The sequence below is a fragment of the Pleomorphochaeta caudata genome, from assembly GCF_055395745.1.
On the sequence record NZ_AP042458.1, the window covers coordinates 3,115,348 to 3,130,520 of the forward strand.

Here is a 15,173-nt window from a genome sequence, read left to right on the forward strand (position 1 = left end):
CAACTATAAAATTATAGAAAAAGTAGGTATGGTTCATTTCAAGTGGTTGTAAAAATATTTATTATATACGTAAAATTATTTTATAATGGTACAAACTCCATCACGTTCCCAAACTATTCTCTTAATTAATCCTTTATTTTGTAAAGCACTTAAAGCTTTATCAATAGTCCTCTTTTTTACATCTATCTTTTTAGCTATATATTCTAAAGAATAGATTTCATCTTCTAATAAATAGCTTATCACTTTCTTTTCAGTCTTATTCAAAAAGAAATATAGCTTCTCAATTTTTGATATAATTTCAAAATAAATTTAAAGAAAAAATCACCAGGATTGCTATTTGATAAAACTTTTTGCCAATTTTTATGTTTATAAATCAAGACTATTTTCATTAAGTAAAAAATCATAAATACTCATTGTAATTATTCCATTTTCATCTCTATACATTTTTACAATATCACGTGTGATAATTATTTTTTTAAAGGAATCTTTAATATTAAGCAATGATGCTTTTTCTTGTTTAATTTTTATTTCTGTTGGAAGGCTTAATGCTGATTGAATATAATATCTTTTACTACCTAAATTAGCAACAAAATCAACTTTTAGTTGCTTTTTCTCAAAACGGCCATCTTCTGTTTTATTACGTTTAATAACAATTCCAACATCAACTTGATACCCTCTTAGTTTTAGCTCATTATAAACAATATTTTCCATGAGATGAGTTTCTTCGATTTGACGAAATCCTAGTCTAGCATTTCTAAGTCCTACATCTTCAAAATAATATTTTAACTGAGCCCCTATATATTTTCTACCCTTAACATCAAAACGATATGCTTCATTTACTATAAAAGCATCTTTTAAAATATCAATATACTTTTTAATTGTATTAATACTAATTTTGGATTGTATAGAACTTTGGAAAGTTTTTGCAATTTTACTCGGATTAGTAAGGGAGCCAATACAAGAAGCCAGAATATTAATTAAATCATCTAATTCTTGATTTTTTTCTATACCATTTCTTTCAACTACATCTTTAATATAAGTCTCTTCAAATAATCTAGTTAAGTAATTAATTTTTTGCTCTTCGGTTTTCATTAATATTGTTAATGGCAATCCACCAAAAGTTACATATTCAGCCCAACCTTCATATTTATCTCCCTTGTAAACACTCATAAATTCTTTATAGCTTAATGGGTAAATATGAATCTCATCTCCACGCCCTCTAAATTCTGTAAGAATATCTGTTGATAAAAATTTTGAGTTACTTCCTGTAACATAAATATCAAGATTACTTATATGTAATAATGAATTTAAAACATCTTCAAATTCATTCAACATTTGAACTTTATCTATAAATAGATAATATGTTTCTTTATCTTTAATTAATAATTCTATGTATTCGAGAACAACTTGGGGAGATCTATACTTCTTATTCTCAAATTTATCTAACTCTATCTCAATAATATGATTTTCATCAACATCTTTATTCAATAAATAATTTTTAAATAATCTAAATAATAAATATGATTTACCACTTCTTCTTATTCCAGTTATTACTTTAATTAGACTATTATCCATACGATTAATTAGTTTATTCAAATAAATATCTCTTCGTATTTCCATAAATACTCCCCTATTGACAAAATTGGGTAAAAATACCTTCTTTTATCAAAATTATAATACATGGCAAATCTATACACAAGATATATATTGACAAAAACGGGTAACTTTACCCTTTTTTATCAAACTTTAAATAGGGTTAGATTTACCATACAAAGTGAGTCTTGAATTCATAAAAATAGCCGGATATTCTTTAAATATTGAGGAAAAAATAAATTTCTATTATGATAGTTTTCTCTGGGATGGAATAGAGTATGATATTTATCAATGTGATGAGATTTTAAAAAGAGAAGGTTTCCTAGGATTTATAAAAGGAGAAAGTATTTATTAAATTAAAATTTCTCCTTAGGTAGTCTAATATTTATCTCTTTAAGTATTTATATATTTCTAAAATTTCTTTATTGTTTGAAAATATTTTACTACTAAACTTCTTAATTAATATATTATAATAATTTGCTTCATCTATAGAAACATTTCTATTATGTATAAGTCTTTTATTATTTATTCCTTTTGGAGAAATTAATATAGATAAAGTTGGAGATATTGGATAATAAAATTCTAATTCTTTGGCTTCTTCTTCAGTATTTAGATTTTTTATATTAATTACGGGTTGATTTCCCGTAATAAAAGGTATTTTGGTATTATTATAAAGAATTGAAATATGTAGTTCAGTATTTAATAAATAATTTGCTGTTTTAAATGCAATACAAATATGAATTAAAGGAAAAATTTTATTAATATCAACAGAGAATTCATTAAGCTTAGCTATCATTCTTTTTTTTAAAACATCAGTTCTTGAATATTGAATACTTATAAAATAAATTAAATCTGAAAAATCTTTAACTGAATTACTAAATTTGCAACTAAATATTTTTTTTAGTGAGAACAAACCTATTCTTTCAAAAAAAGTTTCAAAATCTTCTATTCCCTCTTTATAGATATTTTTAATCAAAACAGGATCTATAATCTTTTTTTTCTCTAAAAAAGGTTTTACTTCTGCAGAAAAAAATAAGACATCAATAATACCTAACATTGGATGTCTATATTTTTTTGAATTTAGTTCATTAAAGTATTTGACAATGTTTTTATCTGTATCACAATTATTGCTATTTGATACTAAAAGTTTGTTATCTTCATCTCCAACCATTAATAAAAGCAATTTTTTTTCAACAATATTAAGTGACTTAATTTCATAAAAATAATTATGCACACACAATCTTACAGGATTGGCTGGAAATAATTTACCTTTATTATCTAAACAATAAACTTGATTATTATTATCAGCCCATTTGGCCAAATATTCTCTATTTACTACATGCTGGCGTTTTGTAATTTTATTCATTAGCTTCAATTCTCATAAAATAATATTATAATTCTATACCACATTTCTTTAATCTATCTTTTCTTTGTTCTAACAATTTATTAGTCATTTCTTGCTTTTCTTCGCTAGTCCCAAGATGTATTTTTTTATGGCAATTTGGGCAAAGTGCAACAATATTTGCTTCAACATCTAGGCTATAATGATAATTACATTGTTGACTTAATGGAATTAAATGATGAGCTTCTACATATTCTCTACCTGTTGAACCTGAAATAAAAGATTGATGATCATTATTTATTTCACATTTATAACCAGCCATCTTTAATGCATTTACAGCTTTTTGAGGATTTCTCTTAATACTTTGATTATTTCTAGAATTATTTGTTCCTGGAATATCTTCAGGTTTATCCTCAAATTCTACTGGAACATCATTCTGTATCTCATTTTGGAATTCTAAATCATCATCTTCAATACTCCCATCCACATAAGAAGAGCATCCAGTGACCCATCTAATATACTCTGCTTCATTATCTACATCTGGTAATATAGCTTTTAATTCATTAAAAATGCCTATAAGTTTATATAAATCATTAATTAACTCATTTTGACTAGGTATATTATCTTTAGGATAATATTTTGATATTATATTTCCTAATTGATAACCTTTCCCTAAAGTATGATTTGAATGAAGATTTATTGAAGCCTCTGGGAAATTAGAAATATCGCTTCTAAGTTTTGTTCTTAAATAATCAGAGACTGATTTTACAGTATTATTAGCTTCGGATTTAAAAGTATTTCTATACCATGTGTAACCTTGATTTAAGGATAAATAAACACCACTCATATCTTCAGAGAATAAGTAAACAATATAAAAACCTTTTTGTGCTGTATTCGTAATTCTTTTATCAAAAACACACAACCATGGAATACTTGCCCATTGGCCTTTACCAACAGAACCTTTTACTAAAATATTATCATCATTTAATTGTTGTTCAATTTGATTTTTAAGCTGATAATTCACAGTTTGTTGCATTGAATGGCTAGTAAATATTTCTTTTTTAGCAATTAAGTAATTATTTAAAATTTCTTCTATTGTATTTTTCAATATAAAATCCTTTAAAAAATATGTTTTAATAATCTAATTTAGCATTATTTATAACATCAATTATGCTCTCAAATCTTGTCACAATGCACGATTCCGATTTATTAATAATATAATCTTTTGTAAGTTTATCTAATATGTCTTCTTTATCATTAAAAGCTTCTCTATTAAAATCCCAATAGTAAGGGTCTGTTTCAACAAATAAAGGATATATTTTGGAATAAGGGAAATCATTACTTCTTTGAACAGGACTTCGCAAACTTTTATTCCAGAAATAAGGCTCAAAGTACTTTCCATTATTTGTAGCTTCCTCAAAAATATATAAAATATTTTCTTTTGGAATATTAAAACTGTTTCTAATTAAATTCATTCTATTTTCTATATTCTCTGAAAGGTTATTACGACTCCAGCCTATAGTAGTTTTAACTTCAATTACAAAAAAATTCTTACCATTTTTTTTAATTAAAATATCAGGGTAAATATTTTTATTTTTTGAATCTACAATAGTTGAGCCCTTTTGCTCAAGGAATATTTCATATTCTGTTGAATCCAAACATTTAGATAAATAGAAAGCAATTATATCTTGAAAGAGTTCTGCCATAGTATGTTTTTTTGCACGATTAAACTTTACTCTATGCTTATATCCCGCAAACTTCATCGAACACATTAGATAATAAATGGCTTTACTTATTTCATTACCATTAATATCAAAATCAACTAAATCATCTTTACCAGAAAAAGCACCTAGCATTTTCTCATAAAAATCTGAAACTCTACAAATTTCTATTGCATTACTCATTACTTTACTTCCTTATATTTATTATTTATATTAGAAAAATAAAATCTATTTTTTATAATATAGCATATTTATATAAAGAATAAAAATTAATTTTCATCATTCAACAATTTAGTTTTCTATGGTAAAATGAAATTTATGTACACATTTTTTTAAAAATTGCATTCATAATTAAATTATGTCCTTATTTAAAGTTGATAAAATCAATATATTGATTTAGGACATTTTATTAGGAGAAAAAATGAAAAAAAGAAAAACTTTAGTTGTTTTTTTAATACTATGCATTGGATTACCATATTTTATTTTTGCGACAAATATAGTTGTCCCCCAATCAAAAGAAGAACTTATAAAAGAAATTGATAATGCTATTAAAAAATATGGTAATGAATTAAATCTAAATTACATTGATGTATCAGAAATACAAGATATGAGTTTTTTATTTAGTGAATCTGCTTTTAATGGAGATATATCTCAGTGGGATGTTTCTAATGTTACTAATATGCAAGCCATGTTTGATAGTTCTGATTTTGACGGGGATATTTCTAATTGGGATGTTTCTAATGTTAAAAATATGTCAAGTTTATTTAGTGCATCACCTTTTAATGGGCAGCTTTCCGAATGGGATGTTTCTAATGTTATTGATATGAGTGGAATGTTTATGTATTGTCCTTTTAATGGAGATATTTCTAATTGGGATGTTTCTAATGTTAATAATATGATGGCGATGTTTATGCTATCTTTTTTTCAAGGAGATATTTCTAATTGGGATGTTTCTAATGTTACTGATATGAGTTTTATGTTTACAAATTCTTTTTTTAATCGAGATATTTCTAATTGGGATGTTTCTAATGTTAATAATATGACTTATATGTTTCATGAATCTCAATTCAATGGTGATATTTCTAACTGGTCCAAAAGACCTTAATAATATAAAGTCTGTATCCTATTTTTCAGTACTTTTTATATAATTTAAGACCATAGAAAATAAATAATTAACTTATTAGATTAATACAACAACCTATGTAATCTTTTTTATTTTTCACCATTCAACAATTTAGTTTTCTATGATAAAATGAAATTTATCTATGAGGTAAATTTATGGGCTTATCATTAAAACTTTCAATCAATATTCCAGAAAAAGCTAATAGGACAATTATAAATGAAATACTATCTTGATGTTAATGCTGTAGTTGAGCTATATGAAAGAGATTACAAAATAGAAAATGAACTGACTTACATATCAAGCCTAACTATATCAGAGATGTGTAAGAATCTGGACAATAATTTCAAGAGACAGAAATCTCAATTTGAATTTATCGAAAATAGCAAAATTAAAATTAATTGGAAACAGTATCATGAAATAATTTTTGGTGACGCCTTCGATATTGATTATCCAAGATCAAGAATTCAAATCAAATATATATACTCTGCTATATTACAAAATGAAGATTTAACGTCTTTTAAAAATAATTTTTTACCATTGGTTTTGAAAAATACAAACTTGGAAAATGATGAGTATGCAAATTCATTTTTTATGAAAGACTTTATGTCCGAAACATGCCTTTCTTTTATTAATTTCTATTATAATATGTTGTGGGAAGAAATAAATTCAAAAAGAGAATATTTCTTAAAAAAGAAAATTTATGAAATAAAAAAGGAACTTTTAAAGAGTTTTCTTCTAACAAATTTCAAAGCCAAATGTATTGGAGAGCTAACAGCAAAAAATAAAAGCGAATTTCGTAAAATTCTAAAAAGATATAATGGCTCTATAGATTTGTTTTTGGATAGTTCATCTTATTATTATAAAAATGCGAATACTGTTGAACGAAATGATGCCCCAGATTTATTACATCTAACATATTTAGGTCTAGATGATATTTTTGTTACTCAAGATAAAAAACTAAAAAACCTATGTGATAAAGTTTCTAAAGTACCCCGAGTAATAACTATTGAAGAATATTTAAATAAGGTCAATACAAATAAATAAAAGGAAAATTATATCAAGTACTTATAATCCTTTTTTAAATCAAAGCTGACTCATAAAAATGTAGTTAAGAATTATTGAATCAATAAATACTTCTACATTATATGTTTCGTATAAATTACCAATTAATTTAAAAAATATTAGTAAATTAACGTTTGCATTTTGCCATAACTTCAGGAGGAAAGAAAATTCTGATATCACTATAATCATACTTTTTTGAAATATCTTCTAAATAAATTAAATCATTTTCATTAAGTATCTTTTTACCGCTAGTAATTTGTTTCATAAAAGAATCAATTTTCTGTTGCTTCTTTGATAGGTATTTTTTAACTAAAGAATGATAAGCATTATCAAACTCTTCTGAAGTTTGTTGCATGCATTCTAAATTCTGTATGCACTTTGTATTATCTTTCTCAATAACAACATGCCTTCGACATTGATAAGGTCGAATTTCATAAATACTACAAGCATCATTAAATAAGAAAGGACATGAACCTTGTGGAATATAACCATCTTCCTCAATACATATAGTATTATTAGCAATACCTAACTTATTCTTAATATAATTTGCTTCTAACTCCGAAATATCAATCCTCATACCACATTTACAACAGTGAGAACAGCCTTTTTTACATGGAGTTTCATCCTCTATTTCTCTCATCAATTCATCAGTATATTTGTATAAACATTCTAAAGCTTTTATATTATTTTTTATTGAACCAATCTTTGTCTCAATCACTTTCTCTAATTTATAAGTACGCTTTGTAAAAACAATTTCATTGATTTTTTCATTCATAGATATTTGTTATAATCTCCTTAAGTAGTCCTTTAATGTTAGTTCCTTGAGATTCTTCGAATTATTGATTCTTTAATTTTTTTGCAATGACGATTCCAACATTCCACTTAATCTTCAAACATATTACTCGAGAGTGAAGGAGCTCCTTTCATAGAGTAGTAAATTAAAAAGCATTTTGTCAACAGAACATTCCATTCATTTACAGCAAATTTTGGTTTGCTTGTTTCTCTTAAGTTTCATCTCTTCTAAAATATATTTTCGTACAATTTCGTAAAAATTTTATTATTTTTATATTATTTCTATTTAAATCTAAAAACTCCATTTATAGTAATCCAACAACAAAAAATAGCTGACGCTCACCGATGGAACAGAGAAAATTTTAACCTAACCACAAGTTAAGAAGCGTAACTTACTTACAAATATTTTATTTTTCACCATTCAACAATTTAGTTTTCTATGATAAAATGAAATTTATCTATGAGGTAAATTTATGGGCTTATCATTAAAACTTTCAATCAATATTCCAGAAAAAGCTAATAGGACAATTATAAATGGTAAACCTTATGCCACTGATATTAATGGCAAAGGGTTATATTGCCTTGTTAGTAATAAAGAAGATGAGAATGAAGGTTATTTAATAGATAAGACTTTTAAAGTTAAGAATAATGCTTCAAATGAAATAAAAGAGAAAATACTAGTAAATGCAAAAAGGAAACAATCTGATGAGAAAAACAATCAAACCTTTAAATTCAGATGAATTAAAAGAAATAATAAATGAGACAATTAATAAAAAAGGGTTAAACTGTGATTTAAATTTTATAGATACTAGTAATATTAAAGAAATGATGTTTTTATTTTCAGAATCACAATTTAATGGTGATATCTCAAAATGGAATACAAGTAATGTAAAGGCAATGATGGGGATGTTTCAAAACTCATCATTTAATGGAGATATTTCGAATTGGGATACAAGTAATGTATTCAGCATGGATTTAATGTTTCAAGGTTCAAAATTCAACGGAGATATCTCAAAGTGGAATACAAGAAACGTTGGAAATCATGAAGATTTCAATGGAATGGAAAGCCTGTTTCAAGATTCTATTTTCAATGGTGATATTTCGCAATGGGATACAAGCAATGTTAAATCAATGGAAAGAATGTTTCAAGATTCCATATTCAATGGTGATATTTCGCAATGGGATACAAGCAATGTTGAATCAATGGAAAGCATGTTTCAAAATTCCATATTTAATGGAGATATTTCTAAATGGGATACTAGTAATGTTGAAACAATGAGGTCAATGTTTAAAAATTCCATATTTAATGGAGATATTTCTAAATGGGATACCAATGAAGTAATGGATATGAGTAATATGTTTTATGAATCTAAATTTAATTCTGATATATCTAATTGGAAAGTAAAACATGTTAGAAATATGGAAAATATGTTTCTTAAATCAACTTTCTCACAAAATATTAAATCCTGGAAAATTCAAGATGACACAAAGACTTCTTTTATGATGCCTAACAGTCTTGATGAATTCCTTAAAGCAATAAAAGATTAATAAGAACTTAAATGAAATAAAACAAAAAATACTAGGAAAGAAAAATGGCTAAAAGTAATGATACTAATATTGGATTTGAAGAACAAATCTGGGATGCAGCATGCCACCTATGGGGACATATACCTGCAGCTGAATATAGAAAAGTAATAGTTGGATTAATTTTTCTAAGATACATATCAACTGCTTTTGAAAAAAGATATAAAGAATTAGTAGAAGAAGGCGATGGTTTTGAAGATGATCGTGATGCTTATACTATGGAAAATATTTTCTTTGTTCCTAAAAATGCAAGATGGGAAGTTATAGCTGCTGCTGCACATACAGCTGAAATAGGAACTGTGTTAGATAATGCAATGAGAGAAATTGAAGCTGAAAACAAAAGCTTAAAAAATGTTCTTCCCAAAAACTATGCCACTCCTGATTTAGATAAACGTGTTCTTGGTGATGTTGTAGATGTTTTTACTAATATTGATATGAACGATACTAGTGAAAATAAAGATTTATTAGGGAGAACATATGAATACTGTATTGCTAAATTTGCAGCAAAAGAAGGTGCAAAAGGTGGAGAATTCTACACTCCTACTAGCATTGTAAAAACAATTGTTGAAATATTAAAACCTTATGAGAATTGTCGTGTTTATGACCCTTGTTGTGGCTCTGGTGGAATGTTTGTTCAAAGTGTTAAATTTATCCAAGCTCATAGTGGAAATAGAGGCAATATTTCAGTATTTGGACAAGAATCAAATTCAGATACTTGGAAAATGGCTAAAATGAATATGGCAATTAGAGGAATTGAAGCAAATTTTGGCAAACACCATGCTGATACCTTCTTTAATGATTTACATCCAACATTAAAAGCTGATTTCATTATGGCCAATCCTCCTTTTAATCTAAAAAACTGGGGACAAGATAAATTAATAGATGATGTACGTTGGAAATATGGCTTACCACCTTCAGGAAATGCAAACTATGCATGGATACAACATATGATTCATCACCTATCTCCTAATGGTAAAATTGGTTTAGTTTTAGCAAATGGAGCTTTATCAACACAAACAGGGGGTGAAGGTGAAATTAGGAAAAAAATAATTGAAGATGATTTGATTGAAGGTATTGTAGCTTTACCAACTCAATTATTCTATAGTGTTCAAATTCCAGTAACCCTATGGTTTATATCAAAAAACAAAAAACAAAAAGGTAAAACATTATTTATTGATGCCAGAAATATGGGCTATATGGCAGATAGAACTCATAGAGACTTTAAAGATGAGGATATTTCAAAATTAACTAATACATTTTCAGCATTCCAAGAAGGCACATTAGAAGATGAAAAAGGATATTGTTCTGTAGCTGATTCAGAACAAATTAAAAAACATGATTATGTTTTAACTCCAGGAAGATATGTTGGAATTGAAGATGAAGAAGATGAGGGAGAGCCTTTTGAAGAAAAGATGACTAGATTAACTTCAGAACTATCTGAAATGTTTAAACAATCTCATGATTTAGAAGAAGATATTATAAACAAACTTGGAGCCATTGGTTATGAAATGTAATGAAAGAAAACTTTCTAAATTATCAGATATTGTAGAAAGTGTTTCCGAAAGATTCAATTTTGATAAAAATAAAATAATATTAATTAATACCTCAGATGTTTTTAATGGAAAAGTCTTAAATCATAATTATATACCAAATAAAAACATAAGAGGACAATTTAAAAAAAGTTTTAAAAAAGATGATATTCTTTATAGTGAAATAAGACCAAAAAATAAAAGATTTGCATATATTGATTTTGATAGTAAAGATTATGTAGCTTCAACAAAATTAATGGTGCTAAGAAAAATAACTAATCAAATTGATAATAAATTTTTATATTTGCTACTTACTAGTGACGATATTATTAATCATTTTCAATTTTTGGCAGAAACTCGTTCCGGAACTTTTCCTCAAATAACTTTTTCAGAAATAAAGGACTATCAATTTATCCTCCCCAATCTTACAACCCAAAAAAAAATAGCCTCTATCCTATCCGCCCTTGATGACAAAATTGAATTAAATAATAAGATAAATAAAAATTTAGAAGAAATGGCACAAGCTATTTTTAAATCTTGGTTTGTTGATTTTGAACCTTGGGGTGGTGAAATGCCTGATGATTGGGAATATACTTCATTATCAGACATAGCTGAATTTATTAACGGGTATTCTTATAAAGGAAAAGAATTACAAAAATCTACTACAGCAATGGCTACAATAAAAAATTTTGAAAGGAATGGGGGTTTTAAAATTGAGGGTTTTAAAGAAATTTCTCCCTCAGCAAAATTAAAACCAACTCAAAATGTTGAACTTTTTGATTTATTAGTAGCTCATACAGATTTAACTCAAAAAGCGGAAGTTCTTGGTAACTCTGAAATTGTCTTAAGCAAAAATGATTATAAAAATATTATATTTTCTATGGATTTAGTTAAAGTGATTCCAAAAACAATAGAAATATCAAAATTTATGTTAGCAGCTTTGCTAAAAAATAAATATTTTAAATCCTACTGTTTAGGATATGTAAATGGTACAACTGTATTACATTTAAGTAAAAATGCTTTAAAAGAATATAAATTATTTTTACCTATTAATCTTTCTAAACTTAATCCTTTAAATAATATATTTGAAAATATATATAAAATAAAGTCCAAAAATATTATAGAAAATGAAAAACTAGCTAATTTAAGAGCCACTCTCCTACCAAAACTAATGTCTGGGGAACTAGACGTCTCAAATATAGAATTCTAACACTTAAGGAGCACTAAATATGCCACAATACTATAATGAAGATTCATATGAAAAATCTATAATTGAATTATTCCAAAATATGGGATATAGGTATATTTATGCTCCTGATTTAGAAAGAGATTTTAAAAGTCCATTGTATGATGATGAACTGATTAATTCTCTCCAAAAAATAAACCATAAATTACCTAAAGAAGCTATTAATGAAGCAATAAATAAAATAAAAAACTTCGATAATGGTGAATTAGTTCAAAAAAATATTACTTTTATGAATTATATTCAAAATGGGATTCAGCTTGATTATTATGATAAAGGTGAAAAGAAAAATGATATAGTCTATTTAGTTGATTATAATAATCCAAATAACAACTCATTCATAATTGCCAATCAATGGACTTTTATTGAAAACAGTAATAAACGTCCAGATGTATTGTTATTCCTAAATGGACTCCCTGTTGTTCTAATTGAGTTAAAATCACCATCAAGAGAAGAAACTGAAGCATCTGAAGGTTATAAACAAATTAGAAATTATATTCATGAAATACCTTCAATGTTTTTTTATAACTGTATTTGTGTAATGAGTGATCAGCTAACATCAAAAGCTGGAACTATTACTTCTAAAGAAGACCGTTATATGGAATGGAAAACTAAAGATGGGAATTACGAAAATACTCAGCATGCACAGTTCGATACTTTCTTCGAAGGAATGTTTCAACAAGAAAGACTACTAGATATTATTAAAAACTTTATTTGTTTTTCAAATGAAGGAATTAATCAAGTAAAAATACTAGCAGGATATCATCAATACTTCGCTGTAAATAAAGCTATTAAATCAACAACAAAAGCGACTCAAACTGATGGTAAAGGTGGTGTATTTTGGCATACTCAAGGAAGTGGTAAATCTTTATCTATGGTTTTCTACTCTCACCTTTTACAAAACGCTCTAAACAGTCCTACAATTGTAGTAATTACTGATAGGAATGATTTAGATGACCAACTTTATGGGCAATTTGCCAAATGCAAAGACTTTCTACGTCAAACACCAGTTCAAGCAACAAGTAGAGAGGATTTAAAAAATCTCCTTAATGGAAGAATAGCTAATGGTATCTTTTTTACAACAATGCAAAAGTTCCAAGAATCAGAAGAACCTTTATCTGAAAGAAGAAATATTATTGTAATATCAGATGAAGCTCACAGAGGACAATACGGTTTAAAAGAAAAGATTGACCCTAATACTGGAGAAATAAAAACTGGATTAGCTAGAATAATTAGAAATAATTTACCTAATGCTACTTTTATAGGATTTACAGGAACTCCAATATCTCAAAAGGACAGAAGTACTAGAGAAGTATTCGGTGATTATATAGATATTTACGATATGACTCAGTCTGTAGAAGATGGAGCTACTCGTCCTGTTTACTATGAAAGCAGAGTAATAAAACTAAAATTAGATGAAAATACTTTAAAATTGATAGATCAAGAATATGACTTAATGGCTGAGAATGCAGATGAAATCGTTGTAGAAAAGAGTAAGAAAGAATTAGGTAGAATAGAAGCCTTATTAGGTAATGAACAAACTATTAAATCTTTAGTCGATGATATTCTATACCACTATGAAAACCATAGAGAAAATCTATTAACAGGTAAAGCTATGATTGTTGCTTATTCTAGAAGTATTGCAATCAAAATATATCAATATATATTAACCGTCCATCCTGATTGGACTGAAAAAGTTGGTGTTGTAATGACAGGTAATAATAACGACCCTGAAGAATGGCATAGTATTATTGGAAATAAACAACACAAAGATGATTTAGCTAAAAGATTTAAAGATAATAATAGTGAATTAAAAATAGCTATTGTAGTTGATATGTGGCTGACTGGATTTGATGTTCCTTCTCTTGCTACAATGTATGTTTATAAGCCAATGAAAGGCCATAATCTAATGCAAGCCATTGCTAGAGTCAATAGAGTCTTTGGAGATAAAGAAGGTGGTCTTGTAGTTGATTATATAGGTATAGCATCAGCTTTAAAAGAAGCTATGAATGATTATACAACTAGAGATAAAAATAAATATGGAGATACTGATGTTTCTAAAGTTGCATATCCTAAATTCTTAGAAGAGTTATCCATCTGTCAAGATTTATTCCATAATTTCAATTATTCTAAATTTTTAAACGGTACAGATTTAGAAAGGTCAAAAACAATAAGTGAAGGATTAAACTTTATATTAGCAGTAGAAAAAGAAACTGATAAAAAAACTTTTGTAAAAGAATCTTTATTATTGAAACAAGCCCTATCTTTATGTTCATCAATAGTAAGTAAGGAATTAAGAGTTGAAGCTGCTTTCTTTGAATCTATAAGAGTACTGATTTCAAGATTAACTAATACTGGTATGGGTAGAAGAATATCCCTTCCTGAAATGAATTCTAGAATAAATGAATTATTAAATCATAGCATAAAAAGTGATGGGGTTATTAATCTATTCTCTGATGTAAAACAAGAATTCTCTTTATTTGATCCAAAGTTTTTAGACGAAATAGCTAATATGAAAGAAAAAAATCTAGCTGTTGAACTATTAAAAAAACTATTAGCAGAACAAATTAGAACATATAAAAGAACAAATGTAGTTAAATCTGAAAAATTTTCTGAAATAATTCAAAGAGCTATGAATGCATATATTAATGGTTTAATAACAAATGAAGAAGTAATAGCAGAATTAATGAAACTTGCAAACGACATAGCTGAAGCAAAACAAGCAGGTGATAGCCTTGGGTTATCACAAGATGAACTTGCATTCTATGATGCATTAACTAAACCCCAAGCAATTAAAGATTTTTATAAAAATGATGAGTTGATTGCAATAACAAAAGAATTAACTGAAACTCTTAGAAAAAATAAAACTATTGACTGGCAAAAGAAAGAATCAGCAAGAGCTAGAATGAGAATGTTAATTAAGAAATTGCTTAAAAAATATAAATACCCACCTAAGGGTATGAATGATGCAATTAAAACAGTAATGACGCAGTGTGAATTGTGGACTGATAATAATGAGATGTAAATAAATATCCGCCCTCCCTATTATTAAATTAATTTATAAATTGTCTTTCTTAACTTTACCTAAATATTCCTTTTTTTTAGTTATAAAATAACCTCATTGATAAGTTTTATTATAGAAGGTTATTCTATCTAGTAATTAAATTAGTTTTACCAACACTCT

At 26.6% G+C, this 15,173-nt stretch carries 13 protein-coding genes; 7 read left to right on the forward strand and 6 right to left on the reverse strand.

All coding sequences use genetic code 11. From position 1 onward, the window contains the following. Positions 1-75: 75 nt before the first annotated feature. The 5 genes from ACZ5RS_RS14255 to ACZ5RS_RS14275 form a co-directional block, all read right to left on the reverse strand. Entirely contained in the window at positions 76-264 is a 189-nt protein-coding gene (locus ACZ5RS_RS14255) for a helix-turn-helix domain-containing protein (protein WP_464636562.1), read from the reverse strand. A 102-nt stretch (positions 265-366) separates the two neighbouring features. After that, complete coding sequence (locus tag ACZ5RS_RS14260) at positions 367-1,620, reverse strand: ATP-binding protein (protein WP_464636563.1); 1,254 nt, start codon at positions 1,618-1,620, stop codon at positions 367-369. A 358-nt stretch (positions 1,621-1,978) separates the two neighbouring features. Beyond that, positions 1,979-2,959 carry a DUF4238 domain-containing protein gene (locus ACZ5RS_RS14265; protein ID WP_464636565.1) on the reverse strand — a complete coding sequence of 327 codons (981 nt, stop codon included), beginning with the start codon at positions 2,957-2,959 and terminating at the stop codon, positions 1,979-1,981. 25 nt (positions 2,960-2,984) lie between these two features. Beyond that, positions 2,985-4,043 (reverse strand): MrcB family domain-containing protein, encoded by a 1,059-nt coding sequence (locus ACZ5RS_RS14270; RefSeq protein WP_464636567.1) that lies wholly within the window; start codon positions 4,041-4,043, stop codon positions 2,985-2,987. Between the two features lie 25 nt (positions 4,044-4,068). Beyond that, positions 4,069-4,839, reverse strand: a complete 771-nt coding sequence (locus tag ACZ5RS_RS14275) for a hypothetical protein (RefSeq protein ID WP_464636569.1) — start codon at positions 4,837-4,839, stop codon at positions 4,069-4,071. A gap of 238 nt (positions 4,840-5,077) precedes the next feature. Here ACZ5RS_RS14275 and ACZ5RS_RS14280 point away from each other — a divergent pair, with 238 nt between their 5' ends. Further along, a complete protein-coding gene (locus ACZ5RS_RS14280; RefSeq protein WP_464636570.1) occupies positions 5,078-5,761 on the forward strand; it encodes a BspA family leucine-rich repeat surface protein in 684 nt (227 codons plus the stop codon). Positions 5,762-5,995: 234 nt separating this feature from the next. Continuing rightward, positions 5,996-6,823, forward strand: coding sequence for a hypothetical protein (locus ACZ5RS_RS14285; protein WP_464636572.1), 828 nt, complete (start codon positions 5,996-5,998; stop codon positions 6,821-6,823). A gap of 145 nt (positions 6,824-6,968) precedes the next feature. Here ACZ5RS_RS14285 and ACZ5RS_RS14290 read toward each other — a convergent pair whose 3' ends face one another. Beyond that, positions 6,969-7,616 (reverse strand): YkgJ family cysteine cluster protein, encoded by a 648-nt coding sequence (locus tag ACZ5RS_RS14290; RefSeq protein WP_464636574.1) that lies wholly within the window; start codon positions 7,614-7,616, stop codon positions 6,969-6,971. A gap of 490 nt (positions 7,617-8,106) precedes the next feature. On the opposite strand from ACZ5RS_RS14290, the gene ACZ5RS_RS14295 reads away from it, so the two are divergent. From ACZ5RS_RS14295 to ACZ5RS_RS14315, 5 genes are read left to right on the forward strand one after another with little or no spacing between them, the layout of a single operon-like run. Further along, positions 8,107-8,373, forward strand: coding sequence for a hypothetical protein (locus ACZ5RS_RS14295; RefSeq protein WP_464636575.1), 267 nt, complete (start codon positions 8,107-8,109; stop codon positions 8,371-8,373). Then, positions 8,339-9,181, forward strand: a complete 843-nt coding sequence (locus ACZ5RS_RS14300) for a BspA family leucine-rich repeat surface protein (protein ID WP_464636577.1) — start codon at positions 8,339-8,341, stop codon at positions 9,179-9,181. Before ACZ5RS_RS14295 ends, ACZ5RS_RS14300 begins: the two co-directional genes overlap by 35 nt. A gap of 44 nt (positions 9,182-9,225) precedes the next feature. Continuing rightward, positions 9,226-10,731: a type I restriction-modification system subunit M gene (locus ACZ5RS_RS14305; RefSeq protein WP_464636579.1), complete on the forward strand. Its 1,506-nt coding sequence runs from the start codon at positions 9,226-9,228 to the stop codon at positions 10,729-10,731. Further along, a complete protein-coding gene (locus ACZ5RS_RS14310) occupies positions 10,721-11,956 on the forward strand; it encodes a restriction endonuclease subunit S (protein ID WP_464636580.1) in 1,236 nt (411 codons plus the stop codon). Before ACZ5RS_RS14305 ends, ACZ5RS_RS14310 begins: the two co-directional genes overlap by 11 nt. Before the next feature lie 19 nt (positions 11,957-11,975). Next, a complete protein-coding gene (locus tag ACZ5RS_RS14315; protein WP_464636582.1) occupies positions 11,976-15,014 on the forward strand; it encodes a type I restriction endonuclease subunit R in 3,039 nt (1,012 codons plus the stop codon). The last annotated feature ends 159 nt before the right edge of the window (positions 15,015-15,173 follow it).